This is a genomic window from Serratia sp. AXJ-M (assembly GCF_046531865.1).
GTDB lineage: Bacteria > Pseudomonadota > Gammaproteobacteria > Enterobacterales > Enterobacteriaceae > Serratia > Serratia liquefaciens.
This window is the reverse complement of record NZ_CP059395.1, coordinates 76,352-94,168: the sequence shown is the minus strand read 5'-3', so window position 1 is coordinate 94,168 and position 17,817 is coordinate 76,352. Positions and strand designations below refer to the sequence as shown.

Annotated in this window: 10 protein-coding genes, 8 pseudogenes and 1 other annotated feature; of the genes and pseudogenes, 7 read left to right on the top strand and 11 right to left on the bottom strand. The window is 53.7% G+C overall.

Features of this window, described 5'->3' with window-relative positions; genetic code table 11:
• Positions 1 to 8 precede the first annotated feature (8 nt).
• On the top strand, positions 9 to 1,031 hold the full coding sequence (locus H0S68_RS25060; protein WP_410528799.1) for an IS110 family transposase: 1,023 nt from the start codon (positions 9 to 11) through the stop codon (positions 1,029 to 1,031).
• Between the two features lie 399 nt (positions 1,032 to 1,430).
• On the opposite strand, the pseudogene H0S68_RS25055 reads toward H0S68_RS25060, so the two are convergent.
• A pseudogene (locus H0S68_RS25055) lies at positions 1,431 to 1,619 on the bottom strand (helix-turn-helix domain-containing protein); the annotation flags it as partial.
• Positions 1,620 to 1,721: 102 nt separating this feature from the next.
• Here H0S68_RS25055 and istA point away from each other — a divergent pair.
• Together istA and H0S68_RS25045 are read left to right on the top strand one after the other, a co-directional pair.
• Positions 1,722 to 2,540: pseudogene (istA, locus tag H0S68_RS25050) on the top strand (IS21 family transposase); the annotation flags it as partial.
• Positions 2,541 to 2,580: 40 nt separating this feature from the next.
• A pseudogene (locus tag H0S68_RS25045) lies at positions 2,581 to 2,772 on the top strand (integrase core domain-containing protein); the annotation flags it as partial.
• A 185-nt stretch (positions 2,773 to 2,957) separates the two neighbouring features.
• Here the strand turns inward: H0S68_RS25045 and H0S68_RS25040 are convergent.
• The 6 genes and pseudogenes from H0S68_RS25040 to H0S68_RS25015 all read right to left on the bottom strand — a co-directional run.
• Positions 2,958 to 3,776, bottom strand: a complete 819-nt coding sequence (locus tag H0S68_RS25040; protein WP_410529615.1) for a TonB family protein — start codon at positions 3,774 to 3,776, stop codon at positions 2,958 to 2,960.
• A gap of 163 nt (positions 3,777 to 3,939) precedes the next feature.
• Positions 3,940 to 4,857: a FecR domain-containing protein gene (locus H0S68_RS25035; protein WP_410529614.1), complete on the bottom strand. Its 918-nt coding sequence runs from the start codon at positions 4,855 to 4,857 to the stop codon at positions 3,940 to 3,942.
• A 17-nt stretch (positions 4,858 to 4,874) separates the two neighbouring features.
• Positions 4,875 to 5,387 (bottom strand): sigma-70 family RNA polymerase sigma factor, encoded by a 513-nt coding sequence (locus H0S68_RS25030; protein WP_410529613.1) that lies wholly within the window; start codon positions 5,385 to 5,387, stop codon positions 4,875 to 4,877.
• Between the two features lie 169 nt (positions 5,388 to 5,556).
• A complete protein-coding gene (locus tag H0S68_RS25025; RefSeq protein ID WP_410529612.1) occupies positions 5,557 to 8,094 on the bottom strand; it encodes a TonB-dependent hemoglobin/transferrin/lactoferrin family receptor in 2,538 nt (845 codons plus the stop codon).
• A 94-nt stretch (positions 8,095 to 8,188) separates the two neighbouring features.
• A pseudogene (locus H0S68_RS25020) lies at positions 8,189 to 8,511 on the bottom strand (S24 family peptidase); the annotation flags it as partial.
• A gap of 75 nt (positions 8,512 to 8,586) precedes the next feature.
• Positions 8,587 to 8,932: pseudogene (locus H0S68_RS25015) on the bottom strand (integrase core domain-containing protein); the annotation flags it as partial.
• Positions 8,933 to 9,049: 117 nt separating this feature from the next.
• Here H0S68_RS25015 and H0S68_RS25010 point away from each other — a divergent pair.
• From H0S68_RS25010 to H0S68_RS24995, 4 genes and pseudogenes are all read left to right on the top strand, one after another.
• Positions 9,050 to 10,127: pseudogene (locus H0S68_RS25010) on the top strand (IS3 family transposase).
• Positions 9,280 to 9,396, top strand: a sequence feature (AL1L pseudoknot). Its footprint overlaps the pseudogene before it by 117 nt.
• A pseudogene (locus tag H0S68_RS25005) lies at positions 10,078 to 11,233 on the top strand (IS3 family transposase). The pseudogenes H0S68_RS25010 and H0S68_RS25005 overlap by 50 nt, the downstream one beginning before the upstream one ends.
• Positions 11,234 to 11,369: 136 nt before the next feature.
• A complete protein-coding gene (locus H0S68_RS25000) occupies positions 11,370 to 12,002 on the top strand; it encodes a LysE family translocator (protein WP_410529611.1) in 633 nt (210 codons plus the stop codon).
• A 175-nt stretch (positions 12,003 to 12,177) separates the two neighbouring features.
• Positions 12,178 to 12,510: pseudogene (locus H0S68_RS24995) on the top strand (CPBP family intramembrane glutamic endopeptidase).
• A 374-nt stretch (positions 12,511 to 12,884) separates the two neighbouring features.
• On the opposite strand, the gene H0S68_RS24990 reads toward H0S68_RS24995, so the two are convergent.
• Genes H0S68_RS24990 through H0S68_RS24975 form a run of 4 tightly spaced genes read right to left on the bottom strand, consistent with a single transcriptional unit; the run spans position 12,885 to position 17,767 of the window.
• A complete protein-coding gene (locus tag H0S68_RS24990) occupies positions 12,885 to 13,949 on the bottom strand; it encodes a fimbrial protein (protein ID WP_410529610.1) in 1,065 nt (354 codons plus the stop codon).
• A 15-nt stretch (positions 13,950 to 13,964) separates the two neighbouring features.
• Positions 13,965 to 16,460, bottom strand: a complete 2,496-nt coding sequence (locus H0S68_RS24985; RefSeq protein WP_410529609.1) for a fimbria/pilus outer membrane usher protein — start codon at positions 16,458 to 16,460, stop codon at positions 13,965 to 13,967.
• Between the two features lie 14 nt (positions 16,461 to 16,474).
• Positions 16,475 to 17,170 carry a molecular chaperone gene (locus H0S68_RS24980; RefSeq protein ID WP_004928081.1) on the bottom strand — a complete coding sequence of 232 codons (696 nt, stop codon included), beginning with the start codon at positions 17,168 to 17,170 and terminating at the stop codon, positions 16,475 to 16,477.
• A 54-nt stretch (positions 17,171 to 17,224) separates the two neighbouring features.
• Positions 17,225 to 17,767 carry a fimbrial protein gene (locus tag H0S68_RS24975; protein WP_410529608.1) on the bottom strand — a complete coding sequence of 181 codons (543 nt, stop codon included), beginning with the start codon at positions 17,765 to 17,767 and terminating at the stop codon, positions 17,225 to 17,227.
• Positions 17,768 to 17,817 lie beyond the last annotated feature (50 nt).

Genomic DNA, 17,817 nt, shown 5'->3' with positions numbered 1-17,817 from the left:
GATTCGTTATGACCATCACTACTGTCGGTATCGATCTTGCTAAAAATGTGTTCGCTGTTCACTGTGTTGACCAAAATGGCAGAACTGTTCTGGTTAAACCCAAAGTATCACGTGCTGCACTTCCTGAGCTGATTGCAGGTTTACCTCCTTGTGTTATCGGGATGGAAGCATGCTCCGGTGCTCATTACTGGGCAAGACTGTTCCGGCAGTATGGTCATGAACCCCGTCTGATGGCGGCAAAGTTTGTTTCTCCTTATCGCATGGCTGGTAAATCAGGAAAAAATGATGCAGCTGATGCTCAGGCTATCTGTGAAGCCGTCCGTCGCCCGCATATGCGGTTTGTGCCCGTGAAGGATGAGAGCCAGCAGGCGATGCAATGCCTTCACCGTACCCGGCAAGGCTTTATCGAAGAGAAAACAGCAACATATAACCGATTAAGAGGCTTAATATCTGAATTTGGCATCATCGCTCCACAGAGTACAGATGCCCTGCGCCACATCGTGTCTGAACAGAAGAACTCCTTGCCGCTTCAGGTTCAGCAATGCATTGATGATTTGCTGGAACACATTAATCGCATTGAAGATAACATCGCTGAATACGATCGGATCCTGTCTCGTATGGCCAAAGCTGATCACCGCAGTCAGAGGTTGATGGAGCTGAAAGGGATTGGCCCTACAACGGCATGTGCGCTGGTCGCCAGTATCGGTAATGCGCATGATTTCAAGAATGGGCGCCAACTCGCAGCCTGGCTCGGACTTACGCCATCGCAGTACAGCAGTGGCGGAAAATCAAAGCTTGGCAGGATAACGAAAGCGGGCGATTCGTATCTGCGAACGCTACTGGTTCAGGGTGCCCGTTCGGTTCTGATTGGTGCTGAAAAAAGGACTGACTCATTCAGTCGTTGGGTTTGCTCGCTAATTGAGCGAAGAGGATACTGGCGTGCCGTTGTCGCCATCGCTGCCAAAAACGCAAGGCTGTGCTGGGCATCATTGCATTACGGTGATGATTTCAGGTTGTACTCGGCCAGTTAAAGCACGAAGCAGCAGTATAACCATCTGACCTGCAACTCGTTGATGATAAAGGGTTAGACCCCGTGAGGTATATCTGATTATTGTACAGGATATACTTATCCGTTTACCGAACGAGAGCCTCACGAGCGTCTTTCATCAGGGTCCGAATCGATAGCGATTCATCATGGCCGTTTATAGTACCGCAGTCTCTCCCCTTTATTTTTAACTGTTGTGCAGACAGAAACCGTAACCACCGGCGTTGACATGCCGGGGAAGTCCTTATAGTACAATAATTTTCGATATCCAAACTGACCCCTTCCAGTCGACCTTCACCTGGCCGGTGTTCGCCGCCGATTGCGCAGCTGCTGGCGCCAGACACCTTTTTGAGTAGAACGACTGTTATTTTATACAGCATAATTTATCGATGTACTCCATAAAAGGGCGGAGTTTTTCCATTCGCAGCCGGGCCTTGCGCGCCGGGGGAGATGGATAACGCAGGTACCGTCTGACGGTGCGCTCGGAACAGCCGATCTGGGTGGCAATATCGACAATGGAAGCCCCCTGATGGCGCATTTGCTTTATCATGAAAAAGTCCTCTCTGCTCAGCATGTTGATATCCTTTTCGGTGTAGGAACCATCAGGAAACAACATGTTGGGTGGAGCGGACATTAAAAATGGTGAAAAACGGTCAAAGATCGTGGCGTTGACACTCAGGAAGACCAACAGAAAAATGGCGATAATGCCTATGGATACAGTCAGTTCAGTAATCTTTATCGTGAGTGGCTGACCCTGCAAAAACGTAGCATGCGTCAACACCACGTTGCCGGTGAAAAGCTGTTCCTAGACTTCTGTGGGCCAACCATCCCCATCATCAATCCGGACACGGGTGAAGTGCGCCAGGCACAGATCTTCGTCGCCACGCTGGGCGCCTCAAACTATACCTATGTTGAAGCCTGTGAAAACCAGCGACAGGAAAGCTGGCTGATGGCACATGTCAGGGCGTTCGAGTTCTTTGGCGGCATCCCGCAGTTGCTGGTACCGGATAACCTGAAAGCCGCAGTCACGCGTGCTAACCGCTACGAGCCAGTGCTCAACGAGAACTACCGCAAGCTGGCCCGGCACTATAACACCGCCATCATCCCCGCCCGGCCGAAGGACAAACCCAAGGTCGAAAATGCCGTGCAGGTTGTCGAGCGTTGGATCCTGATGCGGTTACGCCATGAGGTGTTCCCTACGCTGGCCGCTCTCAATCTGGCGATCGGTCGACTGCTGAAAGAGCTGAATGAGCGCCCGTTCAAACGTCTGCCCGGTTGCCGGCGAAGCCTGTTCGAACGTCTGGATAAACCCGCGCTGAAAGCGTTACCGCCGTACCGATACGAGTGCGTTGATATCCAGCGCGCCAAGGTGGGGCCAGACTACCACGTTCTGTATGGCACACATGCCTACTCCGTTCCCCATGCGCTGGTCGGCAGTCATATCGATATCGAAGCCGGTGCCCGGTTGATCCGCCTATACCACCGCGGCGTGCTGGAAGAGGTGGAAATACTGGCGTCGGTCGGCACCACCGTGCGACTCCTACGATAATGCGATGGCAGAGAGCCTCAACGGATTATACAAGACGGAGGTGATCCACCGTCAGAGCTGAAAAAACAGGACGGAAATGGAGCTGGCCACTCTGGACTGGGTGGACTGGTACAACAACAAAAGGTTGCTTGGTCGGCTGGGCTATATACCGCCGGCTGAAGCTGAAATGAACTATTAGGCTTCGCTGCCAGCAACAGAAAAAGCAGCATATCATTGCTAAAATAGCTCTCTAATAAAATCGGGGTTATTCAGTATTTGTATTTTTCTGGCGACGATCAAGTGAAAACAACCACATCTCTGCTATCCGTTTGATGCACATTGGCTTTTAACTCAGCCTCCGTTTACCCGGGGCCGAGTTTTGCATTAACGGCGTACTTCTCGCAGATCGAAACGAATCGGAATGGTCACGCTGAATTCCCGCTGCCCCGCGGCGATCTCATTGCCGGGCGCGGGAAGTGGAGAAGCGCGCTGCGGTAACTGAAGCGCCTCCCGATCCAGCGAAGCAACACCGCTCGATCGCAATAACTTCACTCCCAGCACGTTTCCCTGCCGATCCAGCGTCACGGCAACCTGAACCACACCTTGGCGCTGTTGGCGTACCGCCAGGGCGGGATAGCGTTTGAAGCGGCTCAAATGCGCCAACAGCAGGCCGCTCCAGACCGAGGCATCCTGACTCGGCTGCGACGCTACGCTGGTTTGCGGCGCGGCAACACGCTTTCCGTCCATAGACGGCAGCGCGCTGGTGCTTGATGCTCTTGAGTTTGCAGACGCCATTTTTTCCTGTTCCTCTTGCCTTGGCCGCGGCGGTTCCGTCTTCGGTTTGATGGGGGCGTTCCGTTGCCCTTTGGCCTTGCTCTGCCGCTCCGTTGCACGCAGTGCATGAATCAGCGGAGGCATCGCCGCCTCCGGTTCCTGATTGGCCTGCCGTTGCGCCACCGCCTGCACCTGGCGCACGCCGGTTGGCATCGGCTCCGTGTTGGGTGTCGATTCAGCCGTCTCGGCAACCATCATCAACACCATCGGTTGTGCCGCAGGCAGCAACGGTGGCATCAGGTGATAACCGAGCCCAAACCACAACGCACCATGCAGACCCAACGCTAACACATTGGCGGTAGCCCAGCGCCATCGCCCGCTTGTAGGGGGTAAAGAGAAATCGCCAGATAATACGTTGTGATTGAACATAGGGAACGGTACTCAGGTTAAGCGTAAAACAGACCAACTTACGCAGCGGTCAACGGCAGTCGGGGTATGTCAGAAAGGTCGTTTAGGCACGCGGCACCGGGCAGGTAACGAGAAATAACAGGTCAATAGAAAAGGAAATGCCATAATGGCAGAGTAAAAAACTTTAGGATACGATGATGAAGTACTTTGACAGCATATTTACCCTAACCGGCAATGCGCCGGGCAGTGCCGCGATGACGCGATCGGGGTCAGCCAGCGGGAACGCACCGGAGAGCCTCAGGCCGGCGACCTCCGGCCGGCAGCGAATAACGCCCTGACGATAACGCCCCAGTTCCATCAGGAAGTCGTCCAGCCGCATGTTGTCGGCCAGCAGCATGCCTTGCCGCCAACCGGGCTCTTGCGTCACGCGATACGGTTCGCCAATGCCTTGCCGGCTTAATCTGCCGCCCTGACCGGCGTTGAGCACCGAGTTCCGATGCGCCGGTGAAAGGATCGTGACCTGGCCAAGATAAACGGCGATATCACTGTAAGTTTCCCAGAGGCGCATGCTGAAGCGAGCAGCCTGCACCATTATCTCGCCCTGCGGCAATCTCACCGTCAACACACCGCTTTCCGGCGGCAGATTCACCATCATTTCGCCTTCCAGCAATGTGGCCTGCTGACGGCTGACGTTGACCGCCGTTTGCGTGTTCAGCATCAGCTGTGCGCCATCCGCTAACGAGACGGTTTGCTGCTCCCCCACCGCCGTACGGTAATCCGCCAGCCAGGGGCGCCATGGCAGCGCGCCCGAACCGACACCAACCGTCCCCACCACGCCGATGGCCGCCAGGCCTCTCAACAACCGGCGGCGTTGCTGGTTCGGCAACTGCGACAGACTACGCTGCGCCGCCGCCCCGTTAAGCAGAGAAAAACGGGATGAAAACGCGGCAATATGCCGCCAGGCGCGTTCATTTTCCGGTTTCGCCTGATACCAACGTCGCCAGTTTTCCCTATCCGCGTCGCTTGCCTCTTCCGACATCAGCTGCGTTAACCACGCGGCGGCCTCTCGCGCGCTCTGCCGAACGATATCCGATTCCATCATGGGTTCCGCACCTGCTGTTACGCCGCCAATGCAAAGAAACAGTGCAAATTAGCACGCTGCAGATATTGTTTCACCGAGCTGGTCGACACCCGTAAATGTTCAGCGATGTCGCAATAACGCATGCCCTGCAGGTGCGCCAACAGGAAAGCCTCGCGGACGTGTGCCGGCAACCCGTCCAACGCCTGATCCAACTGTTCGAGCATTTCGAGGGTTTGCTGACGAACTTCCGGCGAGGGCGCCTCGATCGCCGGCAACTCGCTCAAGGCCAGCAGATAGCTATCTTCGATTGTTTTACGCCGGTAATAATTCGCCGCCAGCCGACGCGCCACGGTCGCCAGGAAGGGGCGTGGTTGCCTAATGGCGAGCAACTGCGGGCTCAGTAAAATACTGATGAAAGTATCCTGCGCCAGGTCTTCGGCATGATGCGCACACCCAACCTTCTGTCGCAGCCAATGGCATAGCCAACTGTGATGCTCAAGATAAAGCTGTTGAGCAAACCCGTTGGCTGCCGCGGCCTCTTTCCTCGCCATTTGGTGACACCAATTGATAATGATACTGAAAATGATAATTATTATTATTTTAAAACTATGACTTCTGTGTCAAGCGATTGCTGATGATTTATAAACGGCGAAAAAGTAGGGAAATACGGGGGGCGGAAACGTGAAAAGGGGCCTAAATAGCCCCCTGCAGATAGGATAGTTAAAAACGCTGACTGACGCTGAACTTGATGTTGCGCCCTACGCCGGACACCGATTCGCCCAGGTAAGGGTAATAATCGCGGTTGAACAGGTTGTCCACCGCCACGCGAGCTTCGAAGCCCTGCAATCCACTGGGCTGCCACGAGGCGAACAGGCCGTGCAATGCATAACCCGACGTTTTCGGTAGCGCCCAGATACCGGCCATCGGATCGCCGTCGGCCGGTGAACGATCCTGTTTACGCACAAAATCGCCGGTCCAGCCGAATGCCATGTCCCACTGCGGCACTTTTATGCCCAGCATCGCGTGTGCCGTAACGGGTGGAATTTCGGCAATCCAGGTTTCGTTGCCCCACGGATCGCGCGGTGAAGCGTCGCGTTTGCCGCGAATCGAGGAGAACGACAGGCTGCCGAACAGGCTTTCGCTGTCATAAAACGATTCGAGCTCCACGCCCTCAATGGTATAGCCCGGCAAGTTGCGATAGTTCGACAACGGTTGCCCACATTGGCCCCCGTGCCATGCGGCGTCACACACTACGCCGCGACGATAGAAAATCTCGTCCTTGCCGCGATTGCGGAACAGCGTAGTACGAATCTGCAGACTGTCCCGCGCCATCAACACATCGTTGAAGTCCAGCACCGCGCCGAGACGAACGCCCGTCATGCGTTCCACCTGTAGGCCGCGGCTGGTACCGGGCACGCTGGAAGCGGCGTATTGCACTTCGTACTGTTCGTCGATCACCGGGGCGCGCCAGGTGCGGCTAACGTCGGCAAACAGGGACAGATTCGACGTTGCTTTCCACATCACGCCCAAATGCGGCGACCAGCCGGTATAGGTCACGCTGCTATAATCATGGCCCACGAGCGGATCGCTGTCGTTGTAGCGCGGCGCCCGGTTCGGTTGCCCGGTATTGGTCACATGATCGTAACGCACGCCCGGCGTCACGGTCAGGCTGCCGAAGCTGACCGCATCCTGCAGATAAACGCTGCGGGTTTCCTGTTCGCCCGCCGGCATGTAGTACGGCTGGAAATAGCCGTAGTTGTAACTGGCGTTTTTCACCTGCGAAGGGTAATACATCAGGGTATCGCGCTGATGTTTATGCCAACGCGCACCGAGCAACAGCTTGTGCTCCAGCGGACCGCTGGCGAAACGGCTTTCATTGCTAACGTCAAACTGCCGATCGGTATAGTTCACCCAGCTTTCATTGCCCAGCGTACCGAGATAGCTGAACTTTGAAGCGGAATCCGGTCGCTTGTCATGCTGCTCTGTCTTCGAATAGGCGTAAGACAGCGTCAGATTCAGCAACGGCTGCGCTTCCGGCGCCAGATTCCATTTCACCGAGTAATTGGTATCTGTCTGGTTGCGATACACCAGAATGCGGCGCCACGCTTCTTCCCGGCCATATTTATCGATATCCACCTGGCTGGGCGCTGCGATATCGTCCCGCTTGGCGGCGAAAGGCTGCCAGCCATCGGAATCGGAGCGCATCGTCGACAGCGTCAGCGTTTGCGCCTCGCTCAGATAAATATTGGTTTTTAACAGGTATGAAGCCTGATCGTTAGCGGAATAGGCAAAGCGCGTGCCATCCGGCCGCTTCAGGTTGCCGCCGTCACGCTTGCTCATGTAGATCAAACCGTCGGCGGATCCTTCCGGCGTACGGCCGTACAACGCACCGCTGTAAATACCCTGGCGATCGTTGGTATGGTAGCTGTACTTCAGCAAGCCGCCAAAATCTTCGCCCGGCAGCAGCATGTCCCCAGCATCTTTGGTCTCCAGCGTAATGGTCCCGCCAAAGCCGCCATTGCCGTTCAACAGGTTATGCGGCCCCTTATCGACCTCAACCTTTTTCAGCAGTTCGGGTTCGATGAATACCGAGCCCTGCCGATATTTCTCAAATCCCTTCGGCGCGCCGTCCAGCACTACCTTCACATCTTCCATGTCCCCCATGCCCCAGATATTCAGACTTTGGCCACCCGGGCGCGGCGAGCCCGCCATCACTACGCCAGGCAAGCGATCAAGCAAACTGGCGATATTGTCTGCCTGCACGCGTTCGATTTCTTCTTTATCCAACACCGAACGGCCGGCGGCGACGCTGTCGGACAAACCGCCGACTACCGACAGTTCCGGTATCGTCAACGGCTGAACCGGCCCGGTGTCGACCAACCGATATCCCTGTGCGGTTTGCAGAGCGCGCAATCCGCTGCCCGCCAACAGCGTATCGAACGCGTCGGTGAGGCGATAATGCCCCTGCAGGCCCGCGGTGTTTTTTCCACGTGTCTGTTCGGGCGTGAAAATCACTATCACGCCAGCCTTAGCGGCCGCCGTCTGCAAGGCGGGCGCTAGATCACCGGCGGGAATGGCGAAGGACAGGATAGCGGACTGCTCGACCGCCGCCGGTGGCACCGACGCACCGGGCGCCGCCATCGCGGAGGTGAGCATGCCCGATAATGCGCACCCTACCCCGATAGCGACCCGCTTCCCGGCGGTACGTTTGGTTGATGTGAACGTACGCACTGCGCCGTTCTTGTTTTTTATGGCCATGAAGGATTCCCCTGAGTGTAATGAACTGGAAACTCAGTAGAGAGGTCACGCCAATAAAAAGATCGGGCAGAAAAAAGTGAAAAAAATGCCGAAGTCACCGGGCCGCGTAGACGATAAAGGTCACCACGCCGAAGATCTCCTGCTGCGCTTCGTCGTCGAACACGATCGGCGCGTAGGCGGGGGGCATCGGCAACAGCCGCACATCGGGGGGCGCTGCAGTTTTTTGACGGTGAATTCGCCGTCCAACGCGGCGATCACGATATTGCCATGCTCCGGCGTCAGGGCGCTGTCGACAATCAGCAGATCTCCATCCCGGATATTGCCGTCGATCATCGATTCGCCGCTGGCGCGCACGAAATAGGTGGCGTTGGGGTGCCGCCGCACCCGCAGCTTGCCGATGTCCAGCCGACCTTCGACATTGAATAACCCCGATTTTATTAGAGAGCTATTTTAGCAATGACATGCTGCTTTTTCTGTTGCTGGCAGCGAAGCCTAATAGTTCATTTCAGCTTCAGCCGGCGGTATATAGCCCAGCCGACCAAGCAACCTTTTGTTGTTGTACCAGTCCACCCACGCCAGCGTCGCCAACTCAACCTCTGCTCGGCTTTTCCAGCTCTGTCTGTGTATCACCTCCGCTTTGTACAGGCCGTTGAGGCTCTCTGCCATCGCATTATCTTAGGAGTCGCACGGTGGTACCGACCGACGCCAGTATTTCCACCTCTTTCAGGCGATTTGAGTACGCCAGCGAGACATACTGCGACCCTCGGTCTGAATGATGGATTACCCCTTTACCCGGGCGCCGGCCCCAGAGCGCATGCTCCAGCGCATCCAGTATCAGATAAGTTTGAACCGCCCCGGTTTTCCGAGAGACTAAACTCTCAGTGAAAGGAGACCCAACCTGACATCGAAATCAACCAATCGTTATTCCCCCGAATTGCGTGAACGGGCGGTCAGAATGGTGCTTGAACAGCGCGGTGAATATAAATCCGAATGGGAAACCATTCGCTCTATCGCGCCCAAAATTGGCTGTAGCCCGGATTCCCTTCGTGCCTGGCTGCGTCAGCATGAGCGGGATAGTGGCGCGGGTGATGGCGGACTCACTACCGATGAACGTCAACGCCTGAAAGAGCTGGAACGTGAGAACCGTGAGCTGCGGCGCAGTAACGATATCCTGCGCCAGGCGTCAGCCTATTTTGCGAAGGCGGAGTTCGACCGCCTGTGGAAAAAATAATGCCGCTGCTCGATACCCTCCACGTAAGTCACGGAGTCGGACCGGTATGCCATGAGCTGGATATCGCCCCGTCGACATACTACCGGTACCAGAACCACCGTCAGCATCCGGAAAAACGCAGTCAGCGTGACCGGGGTGATGACCAGCTGAAGCTGGAGATACAGCGCGTGTACGCCGAAAACTACAGTGTCTATGGCGTTCGTAAGGTCTGGCGCCAGCTGCAACGGGAAGGCTTCAGCGTGGCCAGATGCACCATCGAGCGACTGATGAAAAGCATGGGGCTTACCGGCGTGCTGCAGGGAAAAAAGTACGAACCACGGTCAGCAGGAAAGAAGCTGCGGCAGGCGACCGGGTAAACCGTCAGTTCGTGGCAGAGCGTCCCAATCAGCTGTGGGTAGCAGACTTCACGTACGTGAGTACCTGGCAGGGCTCCGCGTATGTGGCGTTCATCATCGATGTGTTTGCCGGCGCCATCGTGGGTTGGCGGGTGTCGTCATCGATGGAAACCACGTTCGTGCTGGATGCGCTGGAGCATGCGCTGTGGGCCCGTCGCCCCTCCGGCACCATCCATCACTCGGATAAGGGCTCGCAGTACGTTTCGCTGGCATACACGCAGCGTCTGCAGGACGCGGACTTGCTGGCCTCGACGGGCAGCACAGGCGACTCCTAAGATAATGCGATGGCGGAAAGCATCAACGGCCTGTACAAAGCGGAGGTGATACACAGACAGAGCTGGAAAAGCCGAGCAGAGGTTGAGTTGGCGACGCTGGCGTGGGTGGACTGGTACAACAACCGCCGATAAGGAATACTCGTATCGGCAAGCCAGTGAGGCGATGAATGTCGGCGCTACCACGCTTGAGAGCTGGGTACGCCAGCTCAGGCGAGAGCGTCAGGGGATCACGCACTCTGCTCCCCCATTACTCCAGAGCAGCAATGTATCCGCGAGCTGGAAAAGCAGGTTCACCGCCTGGAGGAACAGAATACGATATTAAAAAAGGCTACTGCGCTCTTGATGTCCGACTCACTGAACGGTTCACGATAGTTGCCAGACTGAGTGACAGCCACACGATTGTTACCCTTTGCTCCGCTCTGGGAATACACTGTAGCAGTTACCGATATTGGCGAAAACAACGCGATACTGTCAATCCAGCGCGAGTCAGGTTGTACAGCGAAATACGCCAAGCATGGAACCAGAGTCGGGGCCCTGCTGGCGCACGTACTCTGGCTGAAATGCTGACTCAGAACGGCGTCCCGATGAGTCGTTACCGTACCGGGCGTCTCATGAAATACCTGAATGTTAGCAGTTGTAAGCCCGGAAAACATCAGTATAAAAATGCCCGTCAGGAACATACATGCTTGCCGAATTTACTCGAGCGTCAGTTCGCGGTGCCGGAGCCAGACCGTGTATGATGCTGAGATATTACGTACATCTGGGCAGGAAATCGCTGGTGCTATCTGGCAGTTGTCATGGATCTTTTTGCCCGCAGAATTATCGGCTGGAGTCTGTCAGCGAATGCCGATACAGCGTTGGTAAGTAGTGCCCTACGGATGGCCTATGAGATGCGTGGCCACCCCCGGGAGGTCATGTTCCATAGTGATCAAGGAAGCCAATATACCGGCCTTAAATATCAACAAGTTATCTGGCGTTACAGGATAAAGCAAAGCGTCAGTCGGCGAGGGAACTGCTGGGATAACAGCACAATGGAACGCTTCTTCCGTAGTCTGAAAACAGAATGGGTTCCGACAAATGGTTACGCAGGGAGTGATGAGGCCCGGCGTCTAATTGGCGGTTATATCCTGAATTACTACAATAGCGCCAGACCTCCTTATTACAACGGGGGGCTGACGCCGGAAGAATCAGAGAACAGATACCGTTCTTACTATAAAACCGTGGTCAGTATTACTTGACCACTACAAAAGGGTATATATAGTAATGATACATCATCATAAACCTAATATTCTTCGGTATAGTCGGGAAGGATTGTGGTGGTATTATTTAACCATGAATATCGTTATCAGAGTTAAACATCTTAAAGGAGACATTATGCACGAAATACTCTGGATACCTTTCATTATAGCCTCAGTCGCAGTGATCAGCATACCGGGTCAAGATATGATGCTGATAATGACGAAATCTATATCTGAGGGCATCGGCGCGGGAGTATGTACGGCTTCAGGAGTGAGTCTGGGACTTATCGTACATACGTTGATCGTGTCGTTTGGTTTAGGCAGCCTTATCATGGCCTCAGAATATCTGTTCTGGATGATAAAACTGGCGGGAGCGGCATATCTTTTTTACCTGGCTTACAACCTGCTTAAGTCTGACGGCAAAATTAATCCAGTGAGTAGTCAGAAACAAAATTCATTATGGATATCACTGTTCGCACATGGTGCCGTTTCAAATATCAGCAACCCCAAAATAATGATTTTCTATCTGGCATTCCTTCCACAGTTTATTGGTCACGGCACCACAAACCCCGTCATAAAAATGATGACGCTTGGCCTGACTTTCGCATGCATGACGTTCCTGATAAAATTACCCGTGGCGTTGTTTTCAGGGTTGCTCTCGGACTTGTTAAAAAAAAATGTGTCAGCCATGAAATGGGTTATGCGCAGCAGCGGAGGCATTCTTTTTCTCACCGGCATTCGTATTCTTTTTGAAAAAAGAAGCGTGTAGTGGTCAAGTAATACTGGCCACGGTTTTATAGTAAGAACGGTATCTGTTCTCTGATTCTTCCGGCGTCAGCCCCCCCGTTGTAATAAGGAGGTCTGGCGCTATTGTAGTAATTCAGGATTCACGGTATTCATTCTGCTGACCCAATACCTGGGCGCCTATATTTGGGGGGGGCAGGATGACCGAACAAGAAGCGGTAAGGGGCGGCGTATTTTTGGTTAACACACTCCTGTTGGTCTTTCTCGTTCCCGTTTACGAAGAGATGGTATTCAGAGGGTGTCTTTTCAGTGGGTTGTTGCAGATATTAAAAGACAATATCTATTAGTCTGCACTCACGACGTCAGCTGTATTTGCCATCCTGCATACCCAGTACTCGGATATCCGCACTTTCATGATCCTGGCACTGGTATCGCTGCTTTTGATTGCTGCACGCATTGTGTCGAGAGGAATGGCCATGCCGGTACTGCTGCATATGCTGATGAATGGTTTCATCATGGCGACCAGCTATTAATTTTCATAGCGTTAGCATCGAAAACAAGTAGAGAGCATTAAATTTCAAATTAAACAATGAATTATCTCCTTAACGTACGTTTTCGTTCCATTGGCCCTCACCCCCCAGAGACAGAAAAAAATCCACTTCAAAATGAGCGAGTTGTTCCTCTATAGCTGAAAGTCGCGCCCTATCGCTTGTCATTCCCCTCAGATTTATATTGAACTGGTTAAAAATACAGTATAATTATAATAACGCATTCGGTTTCCGATCAGATGGGAATAGAACGTAGCGCCGCTGCCGTTCTCGCCCCGCAGCGGCGCTACGTTCACTATGACTTTCATTTATTTCATTAAATCACTTAATCATAAAAATTGCCAAATGTTATTTAAATTCTATTTGTAAATTACATTAAGCATGGCCGATGTATTAATTACTCCGCTGCTCATTGCGGTGGGGCTGTAAGGATAATAATAGGCCGCCATGCCGATGTAAAATTGCGCATCCAAGGCATTGCCGGTTCCCACGTGAAATAATGAAGTCGCCGCGCCTGGCGTCACGCTGGAAAGCGACAGCGTGACGGGATTATTCGGCGAAGCCGTCTTGACCAGCCGGATGCCAATGCCTTTTGCCGCCTCAGGGCTTTTATCTATCAAAACCGTATTATCCGAAGACAACAGATTATTGCTGGATAAAAACATATTGATATCCCGATCGGCCGTGCCGCCACTTTGCCGATTCTGGCAGCTGAAATTCAGCGTAAAGGGCGTCAGGCCATTTTGCGCCCCCTGAGTAATCTGCAATATCCCCAGCGTCGGCAACTTCACCGCCAGGCCGGCATTGTCGAAAGTGCAGGTCGTCATCTTGGGCGCATACTTGATGGTCATCGGCTGCCCGTACATGTCGCGCTGATCGTAAGGCCAATTGAAGCCGTTGAGCAGCCAGGTCAAGATTTTGATCAACTGTTTAGCCACCCATATAGGTATTTCCCAAAAATACATTCCGCTTATATCCGTCACGAACAGTACGTCTTTCAGGCTAACCGTGTCCCCGGGTATCGATGTGCCCGTCTTGTTGACCAGACTGAAACGAATATTCATCGGCTGATTCAATTCCGAAGCGGAGTGCGATCCCCTACCGCTGAGTTTTTTGTTGGCGATGTCGTTGGTTATTTCCGCGCGTATCCAATATTTACCGTTGTTGAATCCCAGAATGGTCGCTTTCGAACTGTTTGTGGACAAGATACGGGTATAAGCAAAATCACTACTAGGTGTTTCACAATTGAATGAACCGCTGTATTGCGTATAAAAACTGCCTTCCCAGACCGGTGTCTTATCGCTGAGCTTATCCGACAAATCGACGTAGATAGGCGATGCATATTGGATGCCGTTGCCATAGCATGAAGCGTAGCTGTAACCGCTGAACAACAGGGACAGGGTCAGTGCGAGTATCCTGAGCATGGTGTAATTATCCTTTTATCGACATGTGTTGGCTGCGCTGTCCATCGAGATTTTCGGGCGTTCAATCTTGCAGACACCGTCATTCAGCCTGACCTCCAGCGACGTTGGCTGCTGCTCCACCCGCAGATACAGGACGCTGGCCTGCCCGACGAAGCCAATGGCATGCCCGCTTTGATCCGCCACCTCCGCACCAAATGGCAGGGGCTTATTGCCGCGCTTAAAAGCGCGCAGCGTATAAGGCCGACGCCGATCGGTTTCGAATCTCAAATAGTTGACGGCGCCGGCATAGGGCACGCTGTTGGCGATATTGCCGACAATCTCGGCGCCGGAACTGTTGCCGGTATCCGACAATGTCACGGAGTTTTGCCGGTAAGGCGTGGCGTAAGGCACCAAAGCCAGCCCTTCGTCGTTAGTGACGATGCTCTCGTCGCCGTTCACCATCAGCCCTTTGGCCTTGGGCGCGTCCACCACCATCATGGTGTTGCCCATTTCGTTGGACGCCAGCAAATGCCAAGGGATCGCCACCAGGCTGCCGCGGGCGCTCATGCCCAACTGTCGATAGTCTGATGATTCACTGTAGGAGCCGCCAACGGTCGTCGCGTTGGCGCGATAGGCGGCATTCACGCTCGCCATGCTGTTGCCGCCGCTTTGATTGCTGCCGGCAAGCGCATAACTCAGACGGTTTGATTCCAGCGCATTGCCGCTCAGGCTCAGCGAGCTTTGCTGATAGTGCGAATCGGTGGCGGATAAGCTGGTGCTGAGATAGGCATTGTTGTCGAACATCGACAACGGCACGCTCAGAGAGAGATAAAACCGCGTCTCTTCTTTGCGATCGGAATTTCTCACGCGACTCGCGGAAATGTTGTAACTGACGCGCGCGAAGGCGTTTGAATACCCGAGCTGGTATTCCCGGCTTTTATTCGTATCCGACCAATAGTCGCGCTGGGTGCCGGAGAAATAGAGCGTGCCCCACCCGTCTGCGAGCCTCTGATTCAGGTTCAAATTGAAGGTATTGCGCGGACGAGCGGCGCGAACGGCGTCCCAGGTATTCAAATCCAGCGGGGCAAGCTCATCGTCATCCCGATCGTTCCAATAATCGTGAAAGCGCTTGTCACGCTCGCGGTAGCCTTGATGGGTGTAGATGGCATCGTTGAAACTGTAATAACCTTTGGTCGAATAACGGTATGCCGCCAGCGTGAAGTTGGTTGCGGTAGCGTCCAAAAACTTGCTGTAGGCGATCCGAAAACTTTGCCCATTCTCATTGCGATCCTGCAAATGCGTCGAGGCCTGAGTCACATCGACGGATACCGCGCCGAACGGCAGATTCCAGCCACTGCCCAGCAGCCAGGCGCGATAGTCCTCGCTGAGGATCGTACCGGCGTAACCGGTGACCAGATTATTGAAGCCGTACTGCAGCGTGCCCTGCACGAAAGCGGGCGCATAGTCGGTATCCGCCTGATTGACCTTACCGGCAACCAGGCCATATTTGCTGACGCCCTGCTTCAACATGTTGGGAACGGCGGAAAACGGCACGGTAAAGGATTGTTCCCGCCCGTCGGCTTCCCTGACCACGACCAACAGATCACCCGCAGAACCGGTCGGCAATATATTGTCCAGCGTAAAGGCGCCCGGCGGCACGTTCTCTTGATAGATGAGGTTGCCGTTTTGCAATACTTTCACCAGGGCATTGCTCTGCGCCACGCCCCGTACTATCGGCGAAAAGCCCTGCTGCGAATTGGGCCGCATGTTGATATCCGAGGCTAAAGCGCCGCCCCGCACCCGAATCGAGTCGAACAAATCACCCGGCGAATAGAAATCGCCCATCGTCAGGTTCGATTTTATGGCGGCGAAGCCACGCTGCACATAGCGGGTATTATTTTGCCAATCGCTGCCTTGCCGCGAACTGCTGCGGAAATTGCTGCTGTCTCTGAATTGCCAACCCGCCAGATTGACCCCCGATTCCAAACCGGTATAGAAATCGTCGTTTGACGCCTTGTCGCCCTGCAACGACTGCACGTGGTAATAGGTGGCGTTATAGGCCAGCAGCAACGCAGGCACGCCGCGATCCCAAAATTTGGCGTCAACATAGCCGGCCTCTGCGCGAATCACTCGCGACTGGGGCACCGTCAGCTTAAGGCTCAACGTCCCCACATCGAAGTCCGCCCTTCCTCCTTGCACCAACGTTTGGACGGGGATCGGCCCCTTGTCCACCCCGATGGACAAACGACTCATATCGATGCCCAACAGGGCGGCGTCACGATGGGCGATGCTAATATCGCCTTTATGTTCGCCGAACTGCAACGCGAACCGCCCTTTCCAACTCTGGTTGACATACACGTCGACCGTTTGCGTGCCTGCCGGCATGTCATTATTGAGGTAAAAACGCGACAGATCGGATTCGCTGGACGCACCGGCCAATAGAGAAGTGTCGAATTTCATCGCCGATGCTTTATTTAACGGTATGAATAAAGATGCGGTCAGTATCGAAAGCAATTTTAGTTTAAGCTTCATGGCCGTTCTTCACGTTAGCGGGCTGTAATGGCTTTAGATTTATAAGCCCCCAGGTCGTCGATATAGAGCAGGGTGTAGGGGATATTCCGGCTCACGCCAACTTTGGTCGGGGCAAAGAGGCTGGAATACGGCCCGACCATCACTGAGTCGACCAACAGATTCTTTTTGCCTTTCTGATCAACATTGGCCAACGTAAAATAGTAAGGGCCTTTGTTGATAATCTTAAATCCCTTCCCCGCCGCCTGGAGTTCAATGAAGTCGGTGATGTTATTGACACTGCCGGTTAACCCTGCCGGACGATAAAATAGCTTGATGCGTGATTTGATGGCTAATTGCAGCGTATTGACGCCCTGCAAATTCTCCGGCGTAGGCGGAATATCCAGCACATTCAAATAAAATACCGACTCACGATCGCCAGGAAGCGCCGCGCTCATTTTTTGTATGCGTAATTGCTGGCCATTATTTCCGGCAACTTTCACAACCGGCGGGGATAACAAGAACGGCACGTTTGCCGTTTCAGGCGTCGAGTTTATATCACCGTCATCAATCCATGCCTGCACCAGTGCCGGATCGTCACCATTGTTGACTAACTGAACGATAACATCCTTGTTTTTTTCCGGATAAATAACGCGCGTTCCATTAATTACAATATTGGCATCGGCGCAAAAGCTGCTGAGAAACAATCCAGCAAAGATTAAGCACTGTTTCATAGTCACCCCAGAAGCCAGGCCTTTGCCTTGGGCGTAGGCCTGGCTTAATTGCAATTACAGGTAAGAAATGGTGTAAGTCACGTTGGAACTCAATTCCCCCACTTTTGCTTCCAACGCATTGGTCTTGTAGTAATAGGCGTCCAGCGTCAGCGTTTCGGCATCCGGCGCCGTTTTATCGCCTTTGATCTTGGTGACATAAGGCACGTTCAACGGAATCGGCGTAGATGAACCTGGCTCAGCCAGAGAAAAACCGACGTTTTTTGCTACGGCGGCGTCGCTTTCATTCACGGAGCTGTTCAGCAGATATTTCCCGTCGGTAGAGATATTACTCGCCGAAGAGAAGTAGATCTTCAGCGGCGTACCGGCCGTTCCCGCCGCCGGCGTGCAGCCGGAGAACGTCAGCGAGAAAGATTTCTTGTTTTTGGTGATGGGGCCGACCACGGTGCCCGCATCAGTCACGGAAATCGGGCTGAGCGCAACGGTAAAATCGGCGCTTTTCCCACCATTGATGGTACAAGTGGTATCCGTAACAGCACCGCTAAACGAAATAATGCCACCGGCGGAATTATCTGCCGCAGTTACTACAATAGGACTCATTATAGAGGTTAATACTATCACTGAGCTTAAACTATTATTTAACATGTTAA